Origin of the sequence: Shewanella olleyana, from assembly GCF_023283825.1 — a bacterium.
Taxonomy (GTDB): domain Bacteria; phylum Pseudomonadota; class Gammaproteobacteria; order Enterobacterales; family Shewanellaceae; genus Shewanella; species Shewanella olleyana.
In genome coordinates this window covers 1-25,210 of the sequence record NZ_JAKILD010000028.1, presented here as the reverse complement: position 1 = coordinate 25,210, position 25,210 = coordinate 1, and the positions used below count along the sequence as shown (strand labels likewise).

The following is a 25,210-nucleotide window of genomic DNA, read 5'->3' as shown; positions in this document are numbered from 1 at the left end:
TGAGTTTACGCCACCAAATACCCTTGTCAGTATTGGCTTGTTTAACCATTGGCTTTTGAGTCTGCTAAGCCCTTGGGTTAAACGATTAATGGCGCTAACTCTATTCATGGCTACTAGCTCGAACTCAACTGACGCAAACGATACCCTTGACCGCGTAGAGTCTCAATTAACTTATAGTCACCTTCTGGGTCGAGCTTTTTTCGTAAGCGTCTGATAAACACTTCAATGACATTAGAATCTAAGTCAAAGTCCTGATCATAAATATGTTCAATCAAGGTTGGCTTAGAAATCACTTCTCCTTGGTGGAGCATGAAGTATTCAAACAATTTAAATTCAGAGCTACTGAGAATAATTGGATTTTGCAGGTGCATTAACTCAAGTGTGCGAGTGTTCAAACTAAAAGGGCCGTTTGTTACTGTTGGACTTGCTTGACCAGCAGAACGGCGGATCAGTGCATTTAACCGGGCTATAAGTTCTTCTGGTTGAAAAGGTTTAGTCAGGTAATCATCAGCGCCTGAATCTAATCCCAGTACTTTATCTTGCCAGCCATCTCTGGCCGTTAATATCAAAATAGGATAATCAATTTGCTTGTTACGCAGTTGAGTAATCAAGCTAAGGCCATCAATTTTAGGCAGACCTACATCGATAATTGCGGCGTCATATTGATACTCAGTGGCCTGAAATAAACCATCCTCACCATCTGATGAAATATCGACACTGTAATTGGCTGCCTGTAAGTGCTCACTTAAATTACGTTGTAAGCCTAAATCATCTTCAACTAGCAATATTCTCATGATTAATTCCTTGAAACTGACCCTGTTCGCGCATTAACGGTGGCATAAAATACCGCCCCTTGATTGGAGAGCAATTTGACTCGATAACCAGGGGAACCACCGACTTTTGTAGATTGGACCGATAGTACTTTTGCTGAATATTGTCTTTTGGCGAGCTGAGCAGCTTGTGAAGAACTTTTTATGGCTAAAGATTGCGATTTGCCAGAACCACCTTTTGATGTGTTATTAACCCCTGGTTGGTTAGCATTGGCAAAAGAAGACATTGAAATAGCGCTGCTATGACTAACCATTAATATTGGCGCGGCTTGTATTGCCCCTGTTGTCATGGAAAACAACATGAGTGATAACAAGGTATTGGCTAATTTTTTGATTAATTTGCTCATTTGCGGCGTCCACATCAATAAATATCTTTAAAATCAGTTCTCAGTGTAAAAGATCCCTTTCAATATAGAAACATCTGCTTGGCTGAATCATTTGTTCATATGAAGATTGAAATTATGGCGCTGCTTAAATGAATAGAAGATGAATGCCTTTAATACGGGGCGAGGTTGAAAGTATTTGGAAAAATTTGCAGTGCAAAGTTATGTCAACGTCATTGTGATAGCTGAATATACCCTTTAAATTAAAAGGGTAATTATTCTGTTGTTTCGAAAGTGTAGGAATATGAAATGCTTTTGAATGAGTTTACATGGAGAAAACGATATGCAACTCGACACCTCGACCACGTTAAGCCCAATAACCCGAACACTACACTGGATTGTTGCTGTAGGTATGATTTCCTTGCTTGCCATTGGCGTATTTATGGTAGAAACCAAAACCTATAGCCTTTACTCATGGCATAAATCATTTGGCTTTATCATTTTTTTTGTGGTGCTATTACGCGTATTTTGGCGTATCAAAAATGGTTGGCCTCAAGCGGCAGGTAACTATACAAAACTAGAACACATCTTGAGTAAGCTAGTACATTGGTTGTTAATTGTTGGCACCTTACTATTACCTTTATCAGGTTTTCTCATGTCGTCGCTAGGTGGCAACGGTGTTGAAGTATTTGGCCTTGAGGTTGTGGCACGTAATGTTGACCCTGCCAACCCACAAAAAGCGCTGGCACATTATCCGCAAGTCGCTTCATTTTTTCATAGTGTTCATCATTGGGCGGGTTATGCCATTATCGCATCGGTATTTTTACATGTGGCAGGTGCGCTAAAGCATCATATTATTGATAAAGACAGTACCTTGAAGCGTATGCTTAAAGAGTAAAACTTTACTTGTGTCATTGTTTATTAAAAGGAGCTTCAAGCTCCTTTTTTGTATTAAGAATCCTAAATTAATATGCCGTCTATACAGGTCATTGAAACTCACTCACTCACTCACTCATTCACTCATTCACTTATGTCGCTTTGGCTATCAATGTTCATCTTGTATTCATTTTCATTGTTTTTAAATAGCCCTTAAATCACAGACAAAACATTGATGTTGTGCAGCGACTTTCATCGGTTTTTTATTAATCGAAAAAATTAGCAAGCACTGAAATAAGAGGGATTAACCAATGAACTTATTAAATACCCTAACTCAACGTATGACATTAAACATAATTAGCTTGAGCTTACTTTTCATTTTACTTATTTCTACAGGCGTTAAAGCTGAATCGCATCTGGACAATATTGTCGTGAGCCAAGGCAGGCAAGTAGCTCCTTCTGAAACACAAGTCGTCACTCAAAAAGCAGGTAAGCTAACTGAATCACAGCGTGAGCTAATGAAGCAATTAATTGCTGATGAGAAACAGCGCTTACCGAACTTAACTGAGAAGAAGTTAAGCCGTGAGCAAATAACCTTGCAAAGGCAAAGTGGCATACTGTCTGTGAATGCGTTTCAGAGCATCAATCAAAAGGAGCAGCTAAAGGTTAACAGTCAGACTGCTACTGAAAAAAGTAAAAATGCTATTCAATTTCAGCAAGTGCAAACTCAGCAGCAATCTATTGCTGGTTATCGTGACTTTGAGATATACCAAGCTTACAGCCGTTTATTCGATGATTTTGATGAAGATGGCTTTTACCAAACCTTTAGCGTGACCTTTGATGCTGATGTTTATGGCTTTACTCAGGGCGAGCCTGCCAATGTTTATGCAGAGCTATATTTAAGCCGCAATGGTGGGCCATGGGAGCACTATTACTCTACTGAAGTATTTACTATTTATGGTGATGCTACAGACGATGATTACGAAGTATTAACGACGTTAGCTCAAGGCTATAAAACCGATTATTACGATGTGTTGATTGATTTATATGAGCTAGATTATGAAGACATTGTGGCGACACTAAGCGCAGATGAGTCAGATGGTTTATATGCCTTGCCATTGGAAAGTAGTGACAGAGATGAAGTGTACGAACAAGAATATGTTGAAGTAATCGAGTCAGAAGTGATTGTCAGTGGCGGTAGTGTGTCATTAATGGCTTTATTGATGCTACTGATAGTGAGGCTTTATCGCCTTAAGGCATGAATTAAACATTAAATTTTTTAGGCGAGCCTAAGATATAAATAATCCCGCCATTAGCGGGATTATTTTTGTTTTAACTCGGAATTGAACTGATTCTCTATTGAACTACAGATTTATTGCTCTACTGAACAACTGACTTAATCTCACCTTGATTCAAGGTGGTTGTCAGCGTATCGCCAGCATTAACTTGCTTGGCGTTATTCAAAATTTTGCCTTCACCATCACGGGTAATACTATAGCCACGACTTAACGTTGCCAACGGACTAACCGTTTCTAACTGATGGGCACTGTAACTGACTTGCTGATTTGCATTGGCTAACCGTGCTTTCATCGCCTCTTTTAGGCGACTAGTTAAAAAACCGACTTTATTTTGTTCTAACGTTAGCTTATGAGCTGGGGATTGCTGCTGAAGTTGGCCTTTTAAGCGTTGCTGTTTTAACGCTGCGTTGGATAACTTGTATTGCATGGCCGACTCAAGTTTTAGCTGCATTTCATCAAAGCGTTGCTCAAGTTGTTGTAGTTGCCTTTTAGGATCTTCACGTTGCAGCTGGTGGCTTAACTCAGTCAGTAGCGTGCTTTGGTGTAATAAGTAATGACGCATTGCTTGGCGAAGTCTTGAAAAGGTGAGATTGAGCTTTTGCGTTTTATTGCCTTTATCATCCGATAATAACTCCGCACCTGCTGAAGGCGTTGGAGCGCGCACATCAGCCACATAATCACTGATTGTGGTATCAATTTCATGACCTACAGCGCTGACAACGGGCAGGGCACTGTTATAAATGGCGTGGGCAAGGTCTTCATCGTTAAAACACCATAGATCTTCGAGTGAGCCACCACCACGGGTAAGGAGCAGTACGTCGACTTCTAAGCGCTTATTGGCGGCAGCAATCGCCTTGATAATTTGTTTAGCTGCAGTAGTACCTTGTACTTGTGTGGGATAAACAACCACTTCAATAGAAGGATCACGAGTCGATAAAACTTTAACAACATCTCTTACAGCAGCGCCAGTGGCAGAGGTAATCACACCAATTCGTTGAATATTTTGTGGCAATGGGCGCTTGGTTTCTGTTGCAAACAGGCCTTCGGCCGCTAATTTGAGTTTAAGTGCTTCATATTGCTGTGCAAGAAGTCCATCACCAGCAGGAAGCATTGACTCTAAAAGGAGTTGGTAGTCGCCACGAGGCTCGTAAACACTGATGGAGCCTTTAACTAATACTTGTTGGCCATTAACGGGTTTAAATGGAACGGTTTGATTACGACCTTTGAACATCGCACAGCGAATTTGCGAACGACTATCTTTTAGGGTCATATACCAATGACCTGAATTTGGGGAAACAAAGTTCGAGATTTCGGCCTCAAGCCACACCTTACCTAGCTCACCTTCAAGCAGCTGGCGGACTTCACCGTTTAATCGGGAAACGGTGTAAACATTATTTTTCGAGCTTTTCATCAAATTCAACCGACCAAGAGTATTTTTTCACTATTTTCCATTTACCAACCTAATTATGCAAGGTATAATCCCGCCGCAATATTTACCCTTTCTAAACCCTACACTTTCTGGGAGATGTTGCATGTTAAGATTAAGAAATGACGCACTAACATTTGATGATGTACTACTAGTGCCTGCTCACTCAACCGTCCTCCCAAATACCGCTGTTCTAAAAACTCGTCTGACTAAAAAAATTGAATTAAACACCCCTATTGTATCTGCAGCTATGGATACCGTCACTGAAGCTCGCTTAGCGATCGCAATGGCGCAAGAAGGTGGTCTAGGTTTTATTCATAAAAACATGACGATTGAACAACAAGCTGAAGAAGTTCGTAAAGTTAAGATTTACGAAGCCGGTATTGTACAGCAGCCTGTAACAGTGACGCCAAGCACTACGCTTGCTGAGCTTAAACAGTTAACTGAACGTAATGGCTTTGCTGGTTACCCAGTGATTAACGATGCGAATGAGCTTGTGGGTATTATCACTGGTCGTGATGTTCGTTTTATTACTGATTGGAGCCGTACCGTTGAGCAAGTGATGACGCCGAAAGATCGTCTAGTTACTGTGCTTGAAGGGACTAAATTAGATGAAGTTCAAACTTTAATGCATTCACATCGAGTTGAAAAAGTATTAGTAGTTGATGACAACTTCAAGCTAAAAGGCTTAATTACAGTTAAAGATTTCCAAAAAGCAGAACGTAAACCAAATGCATGTAAAGACGAGTTAGGTCGCTTACGTGTAGGTGCTGCTGTAGGTGCTGGTGCAGGCAACGAAGAACGTGTTGAAGCATTGGTGAAAGCGGGTGTTGATGTGCTATTGATTGACTCTTCACATGGTCATTCTGAAGGCGTTCTACAACGCATCCGTGATACACGTGCTGCATTCCCAGATTTACAAATTGTTGGCGGCAACGTGGCAACCGCTGAAGGCGCATTAGCCTTAGTTGAAGCGGGTGTTGATGCGGTTAAAGTGGGTATCGGCCCTGGTTCAATTTGTACAACTCGTATCGTTACTGGTGTGGGTGTACCGCAAATTACTGCAGTATCTGATGCTGCTGAAGCCATTAAACATCTTGATATACCTGTCATTGCAGATGGCGGCATTCGCTTTTCGGGCGATTTAGCTAAAGCATTAGCTGCGGGCGCATCATGCATCATGGCTGGCTCTATGTTTGCTGGTACTGAAGAAGCACCTGGCGAAACTGAGCTTTATAACGGCCGAGCATACAAGTCATACCGTGGTATGGGGTCGTTAGGCGCAATGACCCAAACCCAAGGTTCTTCTGACCGTTACTTCCAAAGCGATAACGCTGCTGACAAATTAGTACCAGAAGGTATTGAAGGTCGCGTGGCTTACAAAGGTAAGTTGAAAGAAATCATTCACCAGCACATGGGCGGTTTACGTTCATGTATGGGTCTTACTGGTTGTGCAACCATTAAAGAATTAAATGAAAAAGCTGAGTTCGTTAAAATTACCTCAGCGGGTATGGGTGAATCTCATGTCCATGATGTGACGATCAGCAAAGAAGCGCCGAACTATCGTAGCGGTTCTTAATGATTCAAGGCGGCATATAGTTATGCCGCCTTTTTTCAATCTTTGTTTTAGTCAGTATCTATTGTTTTATAAAATATCTATAGATAACTGAAAGCTTGCAAAGATTGACGTACACCTACAATGAATACTTTTTTTAAAAGTAAACCCAGATATAAGGTATCCCATGAGCAACATTCATGAGCATAAAATCCTGATCCTAGATTTTGGATCGCAATACACGCAGTTAATCGCCCGCCGTATTCGTGAAATCGGTGTTTATTGTGAGCTTTGGGCTTGGGATGTATCTGAAGAGCAAATTAAAGAATTTGCTCCCAATGGCATCATCTTAGCCGGTGGCCCTGAAAGTGTGACGGCTGAAAACTCGCCGCGTGCTTCTGAGTATGTATTTAATGCAGGCGTGCCTGTATTAGGCATTTGTTATGGCATGCAAACCATGTCAGAGCAACTTGGTGGTAAAGTTATCCAAGGTGTGGGTGAAGGTGAGTTTGGTTACGCACAAGTTGAAGTGCAAACTGAATCAGCATTATTCAAAAGCATTGAAGATGCGATTAGCCCTGAAGGCAAACCTTTACTTGACGTATGGATGAGCCACGGTGACAAAGTTTCAGAAATTCCTGAAGGTTTTGTGACCGTAGCTAAGACTGAAACCTGTCCTTTTGCTGCTATGGCAAATGAAGACAAGAAGTTTTACGGCGTACAATTCCACCCTGAAGTGACTCACACTCGTCAAGGTAAGCGTATGCTTGAGCATTTCGCCCTCGACATTTGTGGTTGTGATGCAAACTGGAAACCATCTTCAATTATCGAAGATGCCATTGAGCGTTTAAAGAAACAAATCGGTGACGATGAAGTTATCTTAGGTTTATCGGGTGGTGTTGATTCATCTGTAGTGGCTATGCTGTTGCACCGCGCCATTGGTGACAAGCTAACGTGTGTATTTGTTGATAACGGCTTATTACGTTTAAATGAAGCTGAACAAGTAATGGATATGTTTGGCGATCACTTTGGACTGAACATTGTTCACGTTGATGCTGAAAATCGTTTCTTAGATGCGATGGCTGGTGAAGCTGACCCTGAAGCTAAGCGTAAAATCATTGGCCATGTATTTGTTGATATCTTCGATGAAGAGTCTAAAAAATGCGTTAATGCTAAATGGTTAGCTCAAGGCACTATTTATCCTGATGTGATTGAATCTGCGGGTAGTGCGACAGGTAAAGCACATGTGATTAAGTCTCACCATAACGTTGGCGGATTGCCAGATGATATGGAAATGGGATTAGTTGAACCATTACGTGAATTATTTAAAGATGAAGTACGTAAAATTGGTTTAGAGCTAGGTCTGCCATACGACATGCTTTACCGTCATCCGTTCCCAGGACCAGGTCTTGGCGTTCGCGTACTTGGCGAAGTGAAGAAAGAATATTGTGACTTACTGCGTTTAGCAGATGCTATCTTTATTGAAGAGCTGCATAAAGCAGATCTATATAATAAAGTTAGCCAAGCATTTACCGTTTTCTTACCAGTACGTTCAGTTGGCGTAATGGGTGATGGCCGTAAATATGACTGGGTTGTTTCACTGCGTGCAGTTGAAACTATCGACTTTATGACGGCGCATTGGGCACACTTACCGTATGACTTCTTAGGTCGTGTTTCTAACCGCATCATTAATGAAATCGATGGTATTTCACGTGTGGTTTACGATATCTCTGGTAAGCCACCTGCGACAATCGAATGGGAATAAGTTTCCATTAATTAAAAAAGGCGCTTAGGCGCCTTTTTTATTGGGATAAATTTATTATTGTTTGCCGTATAATCTAATGAAGTTGATGCATTGCCCTTTACTAAAAGATTTAATGATTAAGCTATATTCAGTAAGTTAAACATAGCTAAGCCTAAGAGACACTCATGACGTTAGAAAACAAAGCCTATATCAGCCAAAAACAGCAAGCGAGTCAGGCAAAACCATTAACACCTGAGGAGCTAGCAGTACGTGCAGCTCAAGATGAAAAGTGGATGCGAGTGGCTTTAGCGCTGGCCACTAAAGCTGAAGAATTAGGTGAAGTCCCTGTTGGCGCTGTGTTGGTGAAAGATGATGAGTTAATTGCGTCTGGATTTAATCTTAGTATTACCGAGCATGATCCCAGTGCCCACGCTGAAATGCTGTGCATACGTGCGGCTGGCAAAGTGTTAGAAAATTATCGCATGCTTGGCGCAACCCTATATGTCACATTAGAGCCTTGCCCAATGTGCGCAGGCGCTATGGTCCATAGTCGAATAGAGCGGGTGGTGTTTGGCGCGAAGGACTTAAAAACGGGCGCGGCGGGCAGTGTGATTAACTTATTACAAGACTCGCACTTTAATCATCAGTTAACGGTTGAATCAGGCATTTTGGCTGAAGAGTGTGCGAGTCAATTGAGTCAGTTTTTTAAGCGTCGCCGGGATGAGAAAAAAGCGTTAAAAAAACTACTAAAACAACAATCAGACTTGTTGCTGCAAAAAGGCGAAGAATAGTTTTTGACGATTAAGCATTCTACGTTGTTTCAATTTAATACTGCTACGACGTCTAGCATTATTATTCATATTGGCTTTTCTCATTATTCACCTTCATTTAAATGATGTATTTTGGCTATGTTAGCCTGTTTTGATGACTGTTTTATTGCGCAGAAGATTTAATCACATCTTGTGGGTTTTCTGAATTATCAGCATTGAGACTCGTTTCGTCAGCGAGTTCACCTTCAATTGTGCTGCCCTCAATATCTATCAATTCTTGCTTTTTATTTTGATTATCTACCCAAACTAAGGTGTCGTAATAACGGCGGATATTATCAACATAATGAGCTGCTTCATTACCTCTCGCATAGCCATAACGAGTATGTTGATAATACTTACGCTGTTGCAGCAAAGGTAAAACTTGTTTCACATCGCGCCAAGCACTGGGATCTTTGCCCATGCCTTGTGTGATTTTACGGGCATCTTCCACATGGCCTAAGCCAATATTATAAGAGGCTAGCGCGAACCAAATACGTTGGTTGTCAGGGATTGAAGCTGGCAATCTATCGATCATTTTTTGTAAATAAATTGCGCCGCCTCGAATACTTTGTTCAGCATCTAAACGGTTATCCACCCCAACTGAACTTGCAGTAGGTTGGGTTAGCATCATCATCCCACGTACGCCTGTTGGCGAACGTGCTTTAGGATTCCAGTGGGACTCTTGATAACCAGCAGCAGCAAGTTTACGCCAGTCTAAATCACCTGCATGTTTTTCAAATAATGCCTGATATTCCGGTAACACATTATCAATTGCGCGAATAAAGGCGCGAGTATCCACATAATCAAAACGTTTAACATGGCCAAAGTACTTTTCGTTTAAGTGCTCTAATGTGCCATTACGTTTTTGAATATGCCAAAACGATAATAGTGAACTCATTAAATAGTCGCTATTAAGAGGTGGTAACAGCCAGACAACTTGGGTCTTTTCATCCAACACAATGCCTGCACGTAATTCAGGTAAATAACGTTGATTGATCAAAAGGCTGTTTGAATCGGCAATGGTGTAAAGGATATCGCCTGCGGCCACCATCGAAAATAGTTCTTCGTTGTCACTATTATTAACTTCTTGCCAAGTCAGATTAGGGTTGGATTGTTTCAGTTTTGACAGCGTATCAACAGCTGCAGACTCGGAGATAACGCTAATATCACCTTGAAGATTATTAAAGTCACGGGGTTTTAGGTTACCTGATTTATAGATCAACACCTGATTGACTTCATAAAGGGTAGGGCCTAATAAAAACTGTTCACGACGATTGTTGGTCGTGGTAATCGCCGCAGCGACAATATCAATTTCGTTTTGACGTAAGGCTTCAAATAACTGTTGGCGATTATGATAAGGCACCATTTCTAAAGGCACATCGAGATACTTTGCAAACTTCGCAGCCATTTCATAATCGAAACCACTTTCGCCTTGATCAGATCTGAGATAGGTTTGCGAGCCGTAAAGTGTCCCTACCTTCAAAACGGTACGAACGGGGATCTGTTCAACAAACTCAGTGGCTTTCATATTGGCTTGATGGCAAGCACTCAGCAGCAAACTGATTGAAATAATGGCGACTAGCGTTAAATGTTTCGTCATGTCCCTCGGTCAATGAAATAAGTAAGGAGGAGGTAGAAAATAATGATAAATGTGCGGGTGTTAGTCGCGGATTTTCTAGGTTGCCGCCTATTTGTACTTCAAAGCGTCATTTAAAAAATATGGGTTAATAAAGATACTGTAGCAGTAGTTTCGTATTTCACCTAGTCCGATACCTTAGTGTGTTAAATTATACGGTTGAATTTATTAGTAAAATCGAAATTTAAAAAATAAAATAATGATGAAATGTTGCTGAAACATTACTGCGATAATTTGTGGTTTATTTCTGATTGTTTTCGTTAACGGGAAACACTGTTCTAGCAAGCCTTCTTAGGTGATTTATAAAGTGCGATTCCCTATAATAGCGCCAATTCTTACCCTGCCATTATAATCAATAAGGTGAATTGACGTGATTGAGATCATTCGCGGAGCCCCAGCACTTTCAGCTTTTAGAGTTCAAAAGCTTATGGAGGCCTGTGAAACAGCAGCCCTTCCTGTTGAGCAAATCTACGCTGAGTATGTCCATTTAGCCGATGTAAGCGACAAGCTTGATGATAAAGAATATCAGCAACTTGAAACGATTTTAACTTACGGGCCAGCCATCGAATCTCATGCACCAGAAGGTGCGTTGTTCTTTGTAACACCTCGTCCAGGCACTATCTCTCCTTGGTCTTCAAAAGCAACTGACATTGCCAAAAACTGTGGTTTAAGCAAAGTAAAACGTCTAGAACGTGGTGTTGCTTACTATGTTGCTGGTGCACCGTTAACGACTGAGCAATTAGAACAAGTAAAAGGCTTAATCCACGACCGTATGGTTGAGGTGATTTTGCCTGAATTTGCAGCTGCATCAGTATTGTTCGAGCGCACAGAGCCATTACCATTTAAGAGTATCAATATTCTTGCTGAAGGTCGCCGCGCACTAGAGGTTGCTAACGTTCAGTTAGGTCTAGCACTCGCAGAAGATGAAATTGATTATTTAGTAGATAATTTTGTTCGCTTAAATCGTAATCCTAACGACATCGAGTTAATGATGTTTGCTCAAGCGAACTCAGAGCATTGTCGTCATAAAATCTTCAATGCTGATTGGACTATCGACGGTCAAGTGCAGCCTAAATCATTGTTCAAAATGATTAAGAATACCTTTGAAGTTACCCCAGATAACGTATTGTCAGCTTATAAAGATAACGCTGCGGTAATGAATGGTAGCGTTGCGGGTCGCTTTTTCCCTGATCAAGACGGTGTGTACAACTATCACACTGAGCCAATGCACATCTTGATGAAAGTGGAAACCCACAACCACCCTACAGCAATTAGCCCATACCCAGGCGCAGCAACAGGTTCAGGCGGCGAAATCCGTGATGAAGGCGCAACAGGTCGTGGCTCAAAACCTAAAGCAGGTTTAACAGGCTTTAGTGTTTCTAACCTTAAAATCCCAGGGTTTGTTCAACCATGGGAAGGCGATTACGGCAAACCTAGCCGTATTGTTACGCCATTAGAAATTATGACTGAAGGCCCATTAGGTGGCGCAGCATTTAACAACGAATTTGGTCGTCCAGCGCTTGTGGGTTACTTCCGTACTTACGAGCAAGAAGTATCAAGCCATAACGGTGTTGAAGTCCGTGGTTACCACAAGCCAATTATGCTTGCTGGTGGTTTAGGTAACATCCGTGAAGACCATGTTCAAAAAGGCGAAATCACCGTAGGCGCTAAGCTGATTGTATTAGGTGGCCCTGCAATGAACATTGGTTTAGGCGGCGGCGCTGCTTCATCAATGGCATCAGGTCAGTCTAGTGAAGATTTAGACTTTGCTTCAGTACAACGTGAAAACCCAGAAATGGAACGTCGTTGTCAGGAAGTGATCGATCGCTGCTGGCAGATGGGTGATGACAACCCAATTCAATTTATTCATGACGTAGGTGCTGGCGGATTATCAAATGCCTTCCCTGAACTTGTGAATGACGCAGACAGAGGCGCACTATTTAACTTACGTAATGTGCCTTCAGATGAGCCAGGCATGAGCCCACTTGAGATTTGGTGTAACGAATCTCAAGAGCGCTACGTAATGTCAGTTGCACCTGAAAACTTAGAAACCTTCAGAAAAATTTGTGAGCGTGAACGCGCGCCGTTTTCTGTAGTGGGTGATGCGACAGAAGAGCAGCATTTAACCCTTGAAGATAGCCACTTTGACAACAAGCCGATTGATTTACCGCTTGAAGTACTATTAGGCAAAGCGCCTAAAATGAGCCGTGATGTGGTATCAGCTAAAGCGACCTCACCAGCGCTTGAGCAAGGATCAATTGATATTAAAGATGCGGTTTCTCGTATCTTACATTTACCTACCGTTGCTGATAAATCATTCCTTATCACCATTGGTGACCGCTCGGTGACAGGTTTAGTTAACCGTGACCAAATGGTTGGGCCTTGGCAGGTACCAGTTGCTGACTGTGCTGTCACTGCATCTAGCTTTGATAGCTACGCAGGGGAAGCCATGTCTATTGGTGAGCGTACGCCGCTTGCACTACTTGATTTCGGCGCATCAGCGCGTATGGCGGTAGCAGAATCAATCTTGAACATTGCTGGTACTGATATTGGCTCATTCAAAGACATTAAGCTTTCAGCTAACTGGATGTCTGCAGCAGGTCACCCAGGTGAAGATGCGGGTCTTTATGAAGCAGTAAAAGCTGTCGGTGAAGAGCTTTGTCCAGAGCTTGAGTTAACTATCCCTGTGGGTAAAGACTCAATGTCGATGAAGACAGCTTGGAACGATGAAGGCCAAGACAAAACAGTCACTTCGCCAATGTCACTAGTGATCACCGCGTTCGGTGTGGTTAAAGACATTCGCCATACTGTCACGCCTGAGCTTCGCACTGATAAAGGCGACACTGAGCTGTTATTAGTTGATTTAGCGAACGGCCAAAACCGTTTGGGGGGTTCTTGTTTAGCTCAAGTATTCAGCCAGCTAGGTGATGTAGCACCAGATTTAGATAATGCAGCAAGCTTACGTGGCTTCTTTGAAGTGATTCAGCCATTAGTCGCAGATCAAAAAGTGATTGCTTACCATGACCGCAGTGACGGTGGTTTATTCACCACGCTTGTTGAAATGGCATTTGCTGGTAACACTGGTTTAAACATTGATTTAGCTGCATTAAAAGGTAACGACTTAGAGCGTTTATTTAATGAAGAGCTAGGTGCGGTTATTCAAGTATCTAAAGCTGATAGCGCAGATATCAAAGCACAATTTATCGCCGCTGGTGTTGCGTGTCATAGCGTTGCGACACTCACCAATGACGACAATATTACTGTGGTTGATGGTGAGCGTGCAGTATTCAGTAACTCTCGTGTAGCACTTCGCACTATGTGGTCAGAAACCACTTACCGTATGCAAGCAATGCGTGATAACCCTGAATGTGCTAAAGAAGAATTTGAGCTTAAGCAGCAAGCTAAAGACCCAGGTCTAACGGTTGATTTAAGCTTTAATCCAAGTGAAGACGTAGCAGCACCTTATATCTTAAAAGGCGCAGCACCTAAGATGGCGATTATTCGTGAGCAGGGGGTTAACTCTCACGTTGAAATGGCCGCCGCATTTGACCGCGCTGGTTTTGAAAGCCGCGATGTTCATATGTCAGACATCTTATCGGGTCGGATTAGTCTTGAAGAGTTCCAAGGTCTAGTGGCTTGTGGTGGTTTCTCATACGGTGACGTACTGGGCGCAGGTGAAGGTTGGGCTAAATCAATCTTATTCAACGAGCGTGCTCGCAGTGAGTTCTCTCAGTTCTTTGAGCGTGATGCGACATTAGCACTGGGTGTATGTAATGGTTGTCAGATGTTATCTAATCTGAAAGAAATCATTCCAGGCAGTGAGCATTGGCCACACTTTGTCCGTAACCGTTCAGAGCGTTTTGAAGCCCGCGCAAGTTTGGTTGAAGTGCAAAAGAGTCCTTCAATCTTCTTCGAAGGAATGGAAGGTTCACGCATGCCAATCGCTGTATCACACGGTGAAGGTCGCGCTGAATTTAAATCTGTTGAAGCACTAGCAGCGGCAGAAGCTTCTGGTACTGTGGCACTGCGTTACGTTGACGGTAATGGTCAAATCGCAACGCAATACCCACAAAACCCGAATGGTTCGCCAAATGCGATTACTGCATTAACGACAACAGACGGTCGAGTAACCATCATGATGCCGCATCCAGAGCGTGTATTCAGAACCGTTGCTAACTCATGGCACCCAGACGAATGGGCAGAAGACAGCCCATGGATGCGTATGTTCCGTAACGCACGCGTTAAGTTAGGTTAAGTTTTACTTAACCTAGTAATGAGTTAACAGCTAAAAGGCGACCAAATGGTCGCCTTTTTTATTGGATAGAAGTTGTGTTGAGATTATAGCTAACTCATTTCTGGGCAAAACCTGATAGAGCTTAAGCATTATAATTGATGCTTTTCATTAGAAATGTAATCTTGGAAAGCAGGATTATATTCACTAAGAGATGGACTGATTGCTGTTCACTAGCCTAACTAGAAGATGAGCTAGTTTTTCTAAATGATGTCCTGTACAGAGCATCATACTGAGTTATGCGGGGCTGGAGGCTAGACACTTCCAGCTACACGATTATCCCTGGTTGTCCGATTTGATAGTTTGTTCAGGTTGTAAAGATGCCAGAAGGAACGCGGAAGCTGCTGCTGTCCAGACAGAATACGTGAACGTCGATTCCAGCCCAAACGCAAATGCCATTGACAATCCAAATGAGAGTAGCAGCAAACCGCTGGCGAAAGCGAAACCTCTAATGTAAAAGCCACTCAAGAGGCCTATTGCCAAAACAAACTCTGAAATCGTGGAGGCCCAGCCAAAAAATGAAATTGTAGAAGCAGGCAAAAAGGGGAGTATAAGGCCAGTGTATTCGATAAACGATTCAAATGTCCCCCAGGCTACATTGGGCGTACCGGGCGGCCCCCAAAGCCCAAAGCGATCGGCAACAGCCGATAAAAACGACAACGCCAAAGCGACCCGCAATATCATAGCGGCAATTCGGCGTAAGGTAGTGGAGTTATTCATTGTTATCAGTTTCCTTTTTATTAACCGACGAGTCAATGCAGGCTTAATCAAGCGCCAGCGGATTTTCCATATGAAACGAAAGACAATTTAACTTAGGAGGTTATTAGTAAGTGAAAAGTCTATCTAATAGATATAGCATGCTTGGCAATCGAACACTAAGAACTGCGGTTTTTCGCCCCCAGAATTTAAACTTTAGAAAAGTATTGAGACTTTTAAGTTTAAAGTTCTAGGTTTGGTACGAATTGCATACTGACCGCTACTCGGTTCCAGCTATTTATAGCTAGCACAACCGTTGTTAATTCTAGTAAGTCTTTTTCTCCAAATGCGGCCAATGTTTCTCGATATATAGCATCATCGACTTCACCTTGGCTAATAAGTGTTAATGACTCTGCCCATGACAAAGCAGCACGTTCTTGAACTGAAAAGCAAGGGGCTTCTCGCCATGCTGGGAGTACATCTAAACGGGCTTGTTTTTCACCATCTTGTCGTGCCTCATTTGAATGCATATGCTGACAATAACAACAGTGATTGATTTGTGATACACGTAGTTTAACCAAATGCTGAATAGTTTCATTGACCGACGAGTCGTTGCTGACTTGATCAAGCGCCAATAGATTTTTTGGAATACGTGCAAGTGAATATACTGATTTTTGCGAAATTCTAGATAACATAAATAACCCTTTATTTGTTGAATAAGAAGTCAGCGTATCGGCTGAACTTTCTGTTTAGTTGTTGATTTTCGTCAAATTACTGCAATCTTGCTCACTTGGGGTTTCTTGAGTGAAGTTCTTAAACTATGACAAAAATGAGCATGATTGTAATATCCAAAGTCTAATGCTATTGAGATCATCGGTTTCTTTATTCAAGAGTTATCCCTGAGCATTGTGCATTTGATAAAATCGGTTTATGGCGCAGCTGATGGCGCCGACTTCATTCTGTAACTTTCGCTCCAAAATTAGTTTACTCACTCCCAGTAACTTCGGACCTATGGTTGCAATTGATTGGTGGGAGAAATAGTTAGCAATTTAATTGTTGGAACTTAACAGAGGGAAAGACATTCATAATAGTTGTTACTCTATGCATTGAGCCAACCTAAAATTGCGACCCAATTTAGAGGACGTTATTTTTGGCCGTTGATTATTTATAAACTTCACTATCAACTTAATGTGTTGATAGTGAAGCCTATATCCGTAGGTTTAGTTATTATGAGCACTTATTTGGTCTAGTAGTGTACCCGGCGTTAATACTTGTGGTAATACAGTCGGATCCGTTGCTCCTTTTTTGTACCATAAATATAAAGGCACGCCAGAACGACCATGTCTGGATAGAAATTGAGTGATTTCACTGTCACCATTAGTCCAATCACCGACCATAGTGACAATATTATTTTCACGAAGTGCCGCTTGTACGTTCTTTCTGTCAATAGACGTTTTTTCATTGACTTTACATGTCAGGCACCAGTCTGCTGTAAAGTAAACAAATACATCATTTTCAGCTTTTAGCGCAGTTAACTTATCTTCATTAAAGCGAATAATGTTAGTCGTCTCGCCTTCGATATTACTCGATTGCAACCTCTGGCTTGGTGTCACGTAAAGCACTAACAATAGAGGCAAGAGGGTTAATACAATAGCAGGTAACCATTGATATTTACCTTGTGAATGTTGTTTTAAACCTGTCCACCATAACCCCAAACTAGACAACACAGTGGCGGCAAGTATTGCTAACACAAAGTCTTCATTTGATTGACGCATTAATATCCAGACTAGCCCCAATGCCGTGATAAACATAGGTACGGCTAGAATACGTCTAGCGGTTACCATCCATTGTCCCGGTTTCGGTAGCTTGTTACGTAATCGAGGAATAAAGCCGACTAACAAAAAGGGCAGTGCCATGCCGATGCCTAATCCAGCAAACACCATAAAGGCAAGGCCGATAGGTAACACCATTGCTGCGCCTAGTGCTGTTGCCATAAACGGGCCGGTACATGGTGTGGCAATGAAGGCAGCTAAAACGCCCGTCCAAAAGTCACCTAAAGGCCCCTTTTTGTCTTGTAATTTAGAGCCTGATGTTAAGGTGCCAAGCTCAAACAACCCTGCTAAGTTAAAGCCAATAGCGCTCATTAAAATGATAAGCAGTGCAATCACGTTGGGGTTTTGTAACTGAAAAGCCCATCCAATTTGGTGCCCTAAAGCCCGCAGCCCTAGAATGATGCTACCTAGCAACAAACAAACCAACACCGCGCCAAGTGTATAGGCTACTGAACCAATCTTGGCTTCACGCTCAGAGCTAAGATTAGAAAGGCTAAGAATTTTTAAACTTAATATAGGGAAAACACATGGCATCACGTTAAGTAACAAACCACCAAGAACAGCCCCCATTAATGCCGTGATAGCTAACCAAAGTGTGGTGTCATTTTGTTGTGTTATCGGATTAACTGCCAAAGCAATATGGTCGGTTTTATCTGCCGAAAAACTTAACGAGGTGCCATTACCTAGTACTAATACACCTTTAAATTCATCTGCAATGTCGTCGCCACTGAGCGTTTTTATGGTTAATTGATCATTGGAATGGCTAAATTTCTGAGGCGCATTATTTTGTAATAGCTCATTCACAATAGGGTAAAGATGGGCACCGTCAACACTGACAGAATCAGGTAACGGTAAACTTAAGGTGAAAGTACTATCTTCAACTGAAAATTGGCCTCTCACATTTAAAGGCTTAGGGAGTTTGGCTTGCCATTGTTGAAACTGTTCAGTGACGACTGGGCTGGTAGAGCCTTGTTCTAGCGTGATTATAGATTCAATGGTTTGCTGCTCGGGTAAGCAAGTCTGGGGATCACAAACCAAGTAGCTCATATCTAAGCTTAAAGGTAGAACTGTCCCATCAGTGACTGTTTTGTCGATGCTAATAGGCGCCAATAAGACATACTCACCATGGTAGATGTAGTTCATGATGTCACTAATTAGCAATTGACTTGGTGCTGGGTATTCAAACGGGCCTATGGTTACCCCTTTAGGCAAAGTCCATTGAAAACTATTGGCAAACCCCGCATCTCCTGGGTTTTGCCAATAACCATGCCAGCCTTTTTTGGGGGTCATGATCAATGCAAGTGTGGTTTGTCTATTGCTCTCATTTAGGCTTGACTGGGTGATTATCGATGTTGAAACCAGCTTGGCATTATTATCGAGTGGATTTGCCGCGACTTGAAAAGAAACGGCTAAGCAAGACATCACGACCCCTGTGATGAGTGCTAGCACACAGGCAAAGCGAGTGGCGACATTATTCATAATGGACCTCAATTGATGTAAAGATAGTTGCTACTTCCTTATTCCGTTAATGAGGTTGAGCAGCAACTATTGATTGGCAGACGCTACTTAAGATTCGAAACGGCGTCTATTGCTTGGTCAAAATCACTATCTTGAATAGAAGATTTTACGTTGATAGTGCCATCGGCATCGATTAAGGTAATCGTTGGGATTTGATTCACTCCAAACGATTTAAACAGCTCGCCATCAGCATCGAATACGATTGGTAGAGTTGTGCCGTAGCTTTTTTTATAATCATGAAGCTCTGACGTAGACGCCCAAACATTGGTTGATACTGTTACCCAGTCAATACTGCTTGCCTGTGATTTTTCCTCTAATAACTCCCTCACTTTGGTACATGCTTGAGAGGTTTTTGGTGACGTTTCTTCTAAATACCATTCACACCATGGGCCAAAGAAAACCACCCCAACTTTTTTGCCATTAGTATTGTCAAATTTAAAATTAAGGGCTTCATTATCGATGGTGGTAAACGTTAATTCCGTCAACTTATCACCGACCTTGTAAGCTGTATCATCAAGGTTCAGACTATGATTATTAACATGACTTTCATGGGCAGGCTGTGCAATCACATTGGTTAATGCTTGATGGAACTCCTTGTCATCGACGTGACCGAAATAGGCAAACTTCCCATCTCTATCAATCAACAAGTGCTGCGGTGTCACCCTTAAGTGGAAAGCACGCGCCAGCTTACCGTCATCGATGGTCGTTGGCATTGTTAAGCCCATCTTTTTAAGGAATTTGGTTACCGATGCTAAATCATCGTTTATTCCAGTATTAATTGAAATGATTTGAATATCTTCACCGTATTTTTGATAAATTTCTTCAAATCCAGGCATTTGTTGTCGACAAGGTATACACCAAGTTGCCCAGAACTTAATGTAAACAGGTTTTTTACCATACACCTTTGCAAGGTCGATGACTTTACCGTCAAGCGTGGTAATACTCATTACTGGAGCTGGCTGTCCAATTAATGATTCGCCAGCAGATTTAGCACGGCGTTCACCGTCAGCTGAATAATCAACGTCATCTGCAAGCACATGCTGTGAGAGAGTAAATAAGCATAATACTGCCATTAACGATGTTTTTAACATTGAACTCAATTTGAATTTCATCTGTATTTTCCTATTTTTAATCCATTAGTTAAGGTAATTAGGTCTTACTCGATATTGATAACGTAAAGCTATAAATATTAAATTTTGATCTTGGCTAGTTGATCTTTAATCTGTTCTTTAGTGTGGTTAAGTTTTTCCTTGACGATGTCAGGGCTAGAGGCCGTGCCTTCAATAGTAAAGAAATGGACATTGTTAAGCCCAATAGTACTCAGTACTTCTCGCATAAAAGGCGTAAAATAATCGGGTTGATATGCCTTGTCGCTGGAGAATACGCCACCAGAAGAGATCAGAACATAGACTGGTTTATCAGTTATTAACCCATGCTTTCCTGTTGCGTCAATATAAAATGTACGCCCAGCTCTCACGACATGATCGACCCAACTTTTGAGACTCGAAGGTAAAGAAAAATTATGCATAGGAGAAGCTATTATTACAAAATCAGCTTGCTCTAACTCGGTGATTAATTTATTTGAGACTAATAAACTTCCGGTCGATTCATCTGGCTCTAAATCTGGTGAGCATACTGCCATAGCATACTCTGCATCTAGGTGGGGAAGCTTTGACAAGTCTGGTTTTGTTACACTAACATCAGCTTTGTTCGATACTTGTTGGATGATCGTTTGAGCTAAAAGGTATGTACTGGATTGCTCTAGTCTTGGGCTGCTATTTATTAACAATATGTTCACGAATTTTGCTCCATTAGTTAGGTAACTTTGTTGTACTCGACATTGATAACCAGCCCCAAAGTGATAGAGGGGTATAATGCCCCCCCATCAACATCCATAGATTATGGTGGGATTGTTTTTATACGAAAGCAGCTAGCGGATCTGCCTGTTCAATGATGATATTAACGTCGGCTTTGGGTGGATAAATCAATTCGTTGGTAATGGATATTTTAAGTGCTTTCGCCTCTTCCTTGACCATCTTAACTTGTTGATCCCAACCTTCTGTAAACACAGCACCCCATGAGCCAAGATCTAAACAAGTGACGTAGTTTTCTTGCTTATAATCAATCGCTTCGCAACCTAACAAACTCGCTGCTACATTGTTACCCGCAAACTTACCCATTAATATTGCATGCTGGCAACTCATCAGTGCGTGGTTGCCTTTATTGTCAGTTGCTGCATAAGCAACATCACCAGTAGCAAATACATTATCTTCATTAATGACTTGCAATGAAGCTGTGACATTAAGGCGCCCATTTGGGCCTTTTTGCGCTGAAAAAGCATTTGTTAATTCATTGGCCTTTGCACCCGCAGTCCAAATAACGGTATCAGACTCAATTAACTCACCCGACTCAAGGATTAAACCTTTTGCTGTGATCTCGTCTATTCTGGCATTTAGCATCCACTCAATTTCTAAATCATCGGTGGCTTGCTTAATGACATCTTGTAACTCTTGACTATAGTTTGAGCCAATTTGCTCGCTACGCTCTACGATAATAACTCGTACAGGCCCATCATCATTGAATTGTGCTTTGAGTCTTGCAGGCAGTTCGGTTGCCATTTCAATACCTGTAAAACCACCACCACAGACCAAGACTGTATTTCGAGCAGCTGATGAAGGCTTGCTTGCCAAGTTATTGATGTGCTGATCAAGTACTGCAGCAGACTCGAGTTGATCGAGGTCGAATGCATGCTCTACAACACCTTTAACTAGGTCTGTTCGTAAAGTAGACCCCGCCGCTAACACAAGTCTGTCGTAGTGTTTAACCATCAAGCTGTTGTTGGCATCCACAAAATGAACGGTTTGAGAATCTGCATCGATTTCATTGACCGTACCTTGTACAAAACGCACCCCCATAGCATCAAACACAGGCATGAGTGGTGAAACCATTGAGCCCGCATTCGCTTCATAAAAGCGTGGGCGAACATGAAGCTCAGCAACTGGCGCGATAACCGTAATCTGTATATTTTCGGCCCCTTGAAGTTTTGCTAAACGAGCCGCACTCAATGCTGCCCACATGCCGGCAAAACCAGCGCCAATAATTACAATTTCTTTATTCATGAGTTATTCCAAAATTTTATTACCTTTAAGATTGAGCAGGAGTATACAAGATAAAATTAAATCCGACAACATTAGTCGGAGTTTGTTTTTTCCTATCGTTTCGATTAGAATAAGAGCCAAGTTACAAATAACACTCAAGAAAAAAAGTCATAAGGAAAGCCCGTGGCGTTGTACAGTTCAGGTGTCGAATATGGTATTCATTGCTTGGTTAATATGCTCGATGAGCAAGGCCAGCCAATCGTCATGTCAGTGAGAGAAGCGGCTAAATTACAAGGTGTTCCGTATGAATATTTAGGCAAAATATTCACTAAGCTATCAAAAGCAGGATTAGTCGAGAGTATTGAAGGTCGCAAAGGGGGGTTTAAATTAGCAAAATCACCTGTTGATATTAATGTGCTAGATATTGTGCAAGCAATCGATGGTGAAAAGTCCATTTTTGACTGCAAAGAAATTCGCCAGCGGATGGATATTTTTTCAGATGAAGTGCCAAGCTGGGCGTGCAAAGGTATGTGTGGAATTCAAGCTGTCATGCGTAAAGCACAAGTTCAGATGGAGAAAGAGTTGGCTAAGCATACTATCTCAATGCTGTCTCAACAGTTGCACTCAAAGTCTCACCCTACCTTTGCCCTAGAAATGAAAGAATGGTTGGGTTCTCAACGAAATGATGTGGTGTAGTTAACTTGGGCTCGGAATAGAAATAAAATAGAGCTAACCGCTAGTTAACCGACGTTTTGCCATGTCGACATTTTTTAAAAGCTTTTCTAGCGGAATGATAAAAGAGTAAACTCAATCGCAATTATTTAATGCCAGAAATTAAGACGATGATATTAGATATCTTAAGATTTAAGACATCACAATAGCTTTAAAAAATAGTCAAAATGAAAAGAGCTACCTTGAAATAGGTAGCTCTTTTTGTTTTCATGTTATTGATTAATAGCTTTATTTATGGCGTAGCCATATTTATGGAGTCACTATATTAAACCAAAAGTTGAAGCTATCAATCATTGCAAAGAAATCGGTGACTAATTTTTGATCGCCTTGTATTTTGATATCTCCATTTTTAATCGCATCCTCAAGTGTTATCTCTTTCAGCTGGATAGCATTCATTGTCGCCATCGTCATGGTGACTTCAACATCAGCACTTTTGTGCTGTTTAGAAGTATGATTTAGCACTGAGTTGTTAATCATTAATGTATGTTTGCTATCAATATCCGTGAAACTGATGTTGATATCAAACTTGCGACCCTCTGCTTTTTCAGGGTTTAAACGAATCGCTAAATAATCAAACAATAACTCTGGTGACATCGCCTTAATCGTATCAGGAGTTGCAGTTTCTGTTCCGCCTGATGCTGGAATGCCATTACGCAGTTCATAAGCGCCTTGTAAATAAACAGAACGCCATGGTCCAGACTCTGCTTGGTAACCAAGTTGTTCGTAAGAATCTGCAAGTAGCTCTTTCGCTTCTGTACTCTTTGGGTTTGCAAAAACAGCATGTTTCATTACCTCTGCAACCCAACGATACTCCCCTTTATTAAATGAAGCTGTCGCTTTCTTGATGACTTCTTTTTCTCCACCCATAAATTCCATGTATTTTACTGCGACTAATTCAGGGGGTAAATTGTTAAGGTCAGATGGGTTTCCGTTATACCAGCCCATGTAACGTTGATAAACAGCACGACTATTATGGCGTAAAGTGCCGTAGTAACCTCGAGTTGCCCAGTTATTTTCTAATGATTCAGGAAGCTTGATCATTTCAGAGATTTCTTCACCAGTGTAACCCTGGTTCATCAAACGAACCGATTGATCATGAGTGAACTTATAGATATCTCGTTGTTTTTCAAAATAAGGCATAATATTTTCGTTACCCCAAACAGGCCAATGGTGCGATTGGAATTTAACAGTAACGTCATCTCCCCACATTTCCATTGTTTCGTTTAAGAAATATGCCCATTTTTGCGCATCGCGAACAACTGCACCACGAAGGGTTAAGATATTATGCATGGTGTTAGTGGTGTTTTCTGCCATCCAAAGTGCTTTCCAATCAGGAAACCAAGTGTTCATTTCGGAAGGTGCTTCGGTGCCTGGCGTCATTTGAAAAACCATTTTTACACCGTCAATGGTCAGCTCTGTACCTGTGGTTTTGATTTCTTTTGAAGGTAAGATTAATCCGGCCAAGCCTGTTGAGGTTGTTTGGCCTAATCCACCGTTAACACCGCCTTTTTCATTACGCGGTAGCATGGCGCCGTACATGAAAACTGCACGTCTGCCCATCGCATTACCGGCTATAACATTTTCCGCAACAGCATGCTCTGTAAAATGCTCTGGAGCTAGCACTTGAACTTTGCCCGATTTTACATCTTCCGCTGAAGTGATACCAACAGCGCCACCGTAATGATCTAAGTGGCTGTGACTATAAATGACAGCAACCACAGGACGCTCACCTAATTCTTTATTAATCAGATCAAGTGCGGATTTAGCAGTTTCTGGAGAAATAAGTGGATCAAATACGATCCAACCCGTGTCACCTTTCACAAAGGTAATATTAGATAAATCGTAGCCCCTAACTTGAAATATATTGTCATTTACTTTAAATAATCCATTGAGCATATTTAACTGTGCATTTCGCCACAGGCTAGGGTTAACAGTATCTGGTGCTGGCTTATCTAATGAGATATATTTTTTATACTCCTCTAAATCCCAAACAGGGGTCCCTTCTTTATTGGTAATGGTTAGCACATCAGGGCTTGCAATAAAGCCTCGTTTTGCATTTTCAAAATCTTGCTTATCTGAAAAAGGTAAACTTTTCAAAACGGCTTGATTTCTTTCAATAGTATATTGAGTCGCAGGCTTAGATTCTGTAGCAGCATAAAGGCTTGTTGAAATAGCCATCGTAATGCTGACTAACGCTATTCTATTTAAATTTATCAATGTTCGCATCCTTGTAGACATCTTTCTGAGGTAGTTGGTACTGACTTTGTTTATAGCGTATACCGAGTGAGGGTTGATGTTATTTTAACCGCTTCAATAAGATTAGTGCAAGCTTAACCTTTGTAAAGTATAAAGTTCTGTATGAATTTATTGTGATCGTTTAATGAACTGAGTCGTTGAAAGTCATCTAAATGAGTATCATTAATCCATTAGTTGACTAGGGCGTGTATATGGTCTCCTCCAATATTGCAATATAAAAAATAGCGTTGTGACAGTGATAGGTTTGCGTTCGTATATCCGGCTTCATAATTGAAACGCTTGGGTTTCGA

General features: G+C 41.6%; 18 protein-coding genes. 7 read left to right on the top strand and 11 right to left on the bottom strand.

What is annotated here, in order from left to right; translation table 11 throughout:
- Positions 1–113: 113 nt before the first annotated feature.
- Positions 114–794: a response regulator transcription factor gene (locus L2735_RS17180; protein WP_248985874.1), complete on the bottom strand. Its 681-nt coding sequence runs from the start codon at positions 792–794 to the stop codon at positions 114–116.
- Positions 795–796: 2 nt separating this feature from the next.
- Positions 797–1,177 (bottom strand): PepSY domain-containing protein, encoded by a 381-nt coding sequence (locus L2735_RS17175; RefSeq protein WP_248985873.1) that lies wholly within the window; start codon positions 1,175–1,177, stop codon positions 797–799.
- 319 nt (positions 1,178–1,496) lie between these two features.
- On the opposite strand from L2735_RS17175, the gene L2735_RS17170 reads away from it, so the two are divergent.
- Both L2735_RS17170 and L2735_RS17165 read left to right on the top strand, forming a co-directional pair.
- The gene (locus L2735_RS17170; protein ID WP_248985872.1) at positions 1,497–2,051 is read left to right on the top strand and encodes a cytochrome b; all 555 of its coding nucleotides are present in this window, start codon (positions 1,497–1,499) and stop codon (positions 2,049–2,051) included.
- A gap of 289 nt (positions 2,052–2,340) precedes the next feature.
- Entirely contained in the window at positions 2,341–3,291 is a 951-nt protein-coding gene (locus L2735_RS17165) for a choice-of-anchor H family protein (RefSeq protein WP_248985871.1), read from the top strand.
- Positions 3,292–3,409: 118 nt separating this feature from the next.
- Here the strand turns inward: L2735_RS17165 and xseA are convergent, their stop codons facing one another.
- Positions 3,410–4,738, bottom strand: coding sequence for an exodeoxyribonuclease VII large subunit (gene xseA / locus L2735_RS17160; protein WP_248985870.1), 1,329 nt, complete (start codon positions 4,736–4,738; stop codon positions 3,410–3,412).
- A gap of 121 nt (positions 4,739–4,859) precedes the next feature.
- Between xseA and guaB the strand changes: the two genes are divergently transcribed.
- From guaB to tadA, 3 genes are all read left to right on the top strand, one after another.
- Positions 4,860–6,332: an IMP dehydrogenase gene (gene guaB / locus L2735_RS17155; protein WP_220753066.1), complete on the top strand. Its 1,473-nt coding sequence runs from the start codon at positions 4,860–4,862 to the stop codon at positions 6,330–6,332.
- A gap of 163 nt (positions 6,333–6,495) precedes the next feature.
- Positions 6,496–8,073, top strand: a complete 1,578-nt coding sequence (gene guaA / locus L2735_RS17150; RefSeq protein ID WP_248985869.1) for a glutamine-hydrolyzing GMP synthase — start codon at positions 6,496–6,498, stop codon at positions 8,071–8,073.
- A gap of 164 nt (positions 8,074–8,237) precedes the next feature.
- Positions 8,238–8,843 carry a tRNA adenosine(34) deaminase TadA gene (gene tadA, locus L2735_RS17145; RefSeq protein WP_283104691.1) on the top strand — a complete coding sequence of 202 codons (606 nt, stop codon included), beginning with the start codon at positions 8,238–8,240 and terminating at the stop codon, positions 8,841–8,843.
- Positions 8,844–8,985: 142 nt separating this feature from the next.
- Here tadA and mltF read toward each other — a convergent pair whose 3' ends face one another.
- Positions 8,986–10,461 carry a membrane-bound lytic murein transglycosylase MltF gene (gene mltF, locus L2735_RS17140; RefSeq protein WP_248985868.1) on the bottom strand — a complete coding sequence of 492 codons (1,476 nt, stop codon included), beginning with the start codon at positions 10,459–10,461 and terminating at the stop codon, positions 8,986–8,988.
- Positions 10,462–10,870: 409 nt separating this feature from the next.
- Here mltF and purL point away from each other — a divergent pair, with 409 nt between their 5' ends.
- Positions 10,871–14,752 (top strand): phosphoribosylformylglycinamidine synthase, encoded by a 3,882-nt coding sequence (gene purL, locus L2735_RS17135; protein WP_248985899.1) that lies wholly within the window; start codon positions 10,871–10,873, stop codon positions 14,750–14,752.
- A gap of 312 nt (positions 14,753–15,064) precedes the next feature.
- Here purL and L2735_RS17130 read toward each other — a convergent pair whose 3' ends face one another.
- From L2735_RS17130 to L2735_RS17105, 6 genes are all read right to left on the bottom strand, one after another.
- Positions 15,065–15,508, bottom strand: a complete 444-nt coding sequence (locus L2735_RS17130; RefSeq protein ID WP_248985867.1) for a hypothetical protein — start codon at positions 15,506–15,508, stop codon at positions 15,065–15,067.
- 218 nt (positions 15,509–15,726) lie between these two features.
- On the bottom strand, positions 15,727–16,179 hold the full coding sequence (locus L2735_RS17125; protein ID WP_248985866.1) for a carboxymuconolactone decarboxylase family protein: 453 nt from the start codon (positions 16,177–16,179) through the stop codon (positions 15,727–15,729).
- Between the two features lie 525 nt (positions 16,180–16,704).
- Positions 16,705–18,795, bottom strand: a complete 2,091-nt coding sequence (locus L2735_RS17120; protein ID WP_248985865.1) for a protein-disulfide reductase DsbD family protein — start codon at positions 18,793–18,795, stop codon at positions 16,705–16,707.
- Between the two features lie 83 nt (positions 18,796–18,878).
- Positions 18,879–19,946: a redoxin family protein gene (locus tag L2735_RS17115; RefSeq protein WP_248985864.1), complete on the bottom strand. Its 1,068-nt coding sequence runs from the start codon at positions 19,944–19,946 to the stop codon at positions 18,879–18,881.
- A 77-nt stretch (positions 19,947–20,023) separates the two neighbouring features.
- Positions 20,024–20,632, bottom strand: coding sequence for an FMN-dependent NADH-azoreductase (locus L2735_RS17110; protein ID WP_248985863.1), 609 nt, complete (start codon positions 20,630–20,632; stop codon positions 20,024–20,026).
- Between the two features lie 118 nt (positions 20,633–20,750).
- Positions 20,751–21,953, bottom strand: a complete 1,203-nt coding sequence (locus L2735_RS17105; protein WP_248985862.1) for an NAD(P)/FAD-dependent oxidoreductase — start codon at positions 21,951–21,953, stop codon at positions 20,751–20,753.
- A gap of 162 nt (positions 21,954–22,115) precedes the next feature.
- Here L2735_RS17105 and L2735_RS17100 point away from each other — a divergent pair, with 162 nt between their 5' ends.
- On the top strand, positions 22,116–22,628 hold the full coding sequence (locus tag L2735_RS17100; protein ID WP_248985861.1) for an RrF2 family transcriptional regulator: 513 nt from the start codon (positions 22,116–22,118) through the stop codon (positions 22,626–22,628).
- 285 nt (positions 22,629–22,913) lie between these two features.
- Here the strand turns inward: L2735_RS17100 and L2735_RS17095 are convergent, their stop codons facing one another.
- Positions 22,914–24,881 (bottom strand): alkyl/aryl-sulfatase, encoded by a 1,968-nt coding sequence (locus L2735_RS17095; protein ID WP_428848329.1) that lies wholly within the window; start codon positions 24,879–24,881, stop codon positions 22,914–22,916.
- Positions 24,882–25,210 lie beyond the last annotated feature (329 nt).

Bases quoted from the DNA above. Each gene is read 5' to 3' on its own strand.
- L2735_RS17180 (WP_248985874.1), bottom strand. From the start codon at position 794: ATGAGAATATTGCTAGTTGAAGATGATTTAGGCTTACAACGTAATTTA.
- L2735_RS17175 (WP_248985873.1), bottom strand. From the start codon at position 1,177: ATGAGCAAATTAATCAAAAAATTAGCCAATACCTTGTTATCACTCATG.
- L2735_RS17170 (WP_248985872.1), top strand. From the start codon at position 1,497: ATGCAACTCGACACCTCGACCACGTTAAGCCCAATAACCCGAACACTA.
- L2735_RS17165 (WP_248985871.1), top strand. From the start codon at position 2,341: ATGAACTTATTAAATACCCTAACTCAACGTATGACATTAAACATAATT.
- xseA (WP_248985870.1), bottom strand. From the start codon at position 4,738: ATGAAAAGCTCGAAAAATAATGTTTACACCGTTTCCCGATTAAACGGT.
- guaB (WP_220753066.1), top strand. From the start codon at position 4,860: ATGTTAAGATTAAGAAATGACGCACTAACATTTGATGATGTACTACTA.
- guaA (WP_248985869.1), top strand. From the start codon at position 6,496: ATGAGCAACATTCATGAGCATAAAATCCTGATCCTAGATTTTGGATCG.
- tadA (WP_283104691.1), top strand. From the start codon at position 8,238: ATGACGTTAGAAAACAAAGCCTATATCAGCCAAAAACAGCAAGCGAGT.
- mltF (WP_248985868.1), bottom strand. From the start codon at position 10,461: ATGACGAAACATTTAACGCTAGTCGCCATTATTTCAATCAGTTTGCTG.
- L2735_RS17130 (WP_248985867.1), bottom strand. From the start codon at position 15,508: ATGAATAACTCCACTACCTTACGCCGAATTGCCGCTATGATATTGCGG.
- L2735_RS17125 (WP_248985866.1), bottom strand. From the start codon at position 16,179: ATGTTATCTAGAATTTCGCAAAAATCAGTATATTCACTTGCACGTATT.
- L2735_RS17120 (WP_248985865.1), bottom strand. From the start codon at position 18,795: ATGAATAATGTCGCCACTCGCTTTGCCTGTGTGCTAGCACTCATCACA.
- L2735_RS17115 (WP_248985864.1), bottom strand. From the start codon at position 19,946: ATGAAATTCAAATTGAGTTCAATGTTAAAAACATCGTTAATGGCAGTA.
- L2735_RS17105 (WP_248985862.1), bottom strand. From the start codon at position 21,953: ATGAATAAAGAAATTGTAATTATTGGCGCTGGTTTTGCCGGCATGTGG.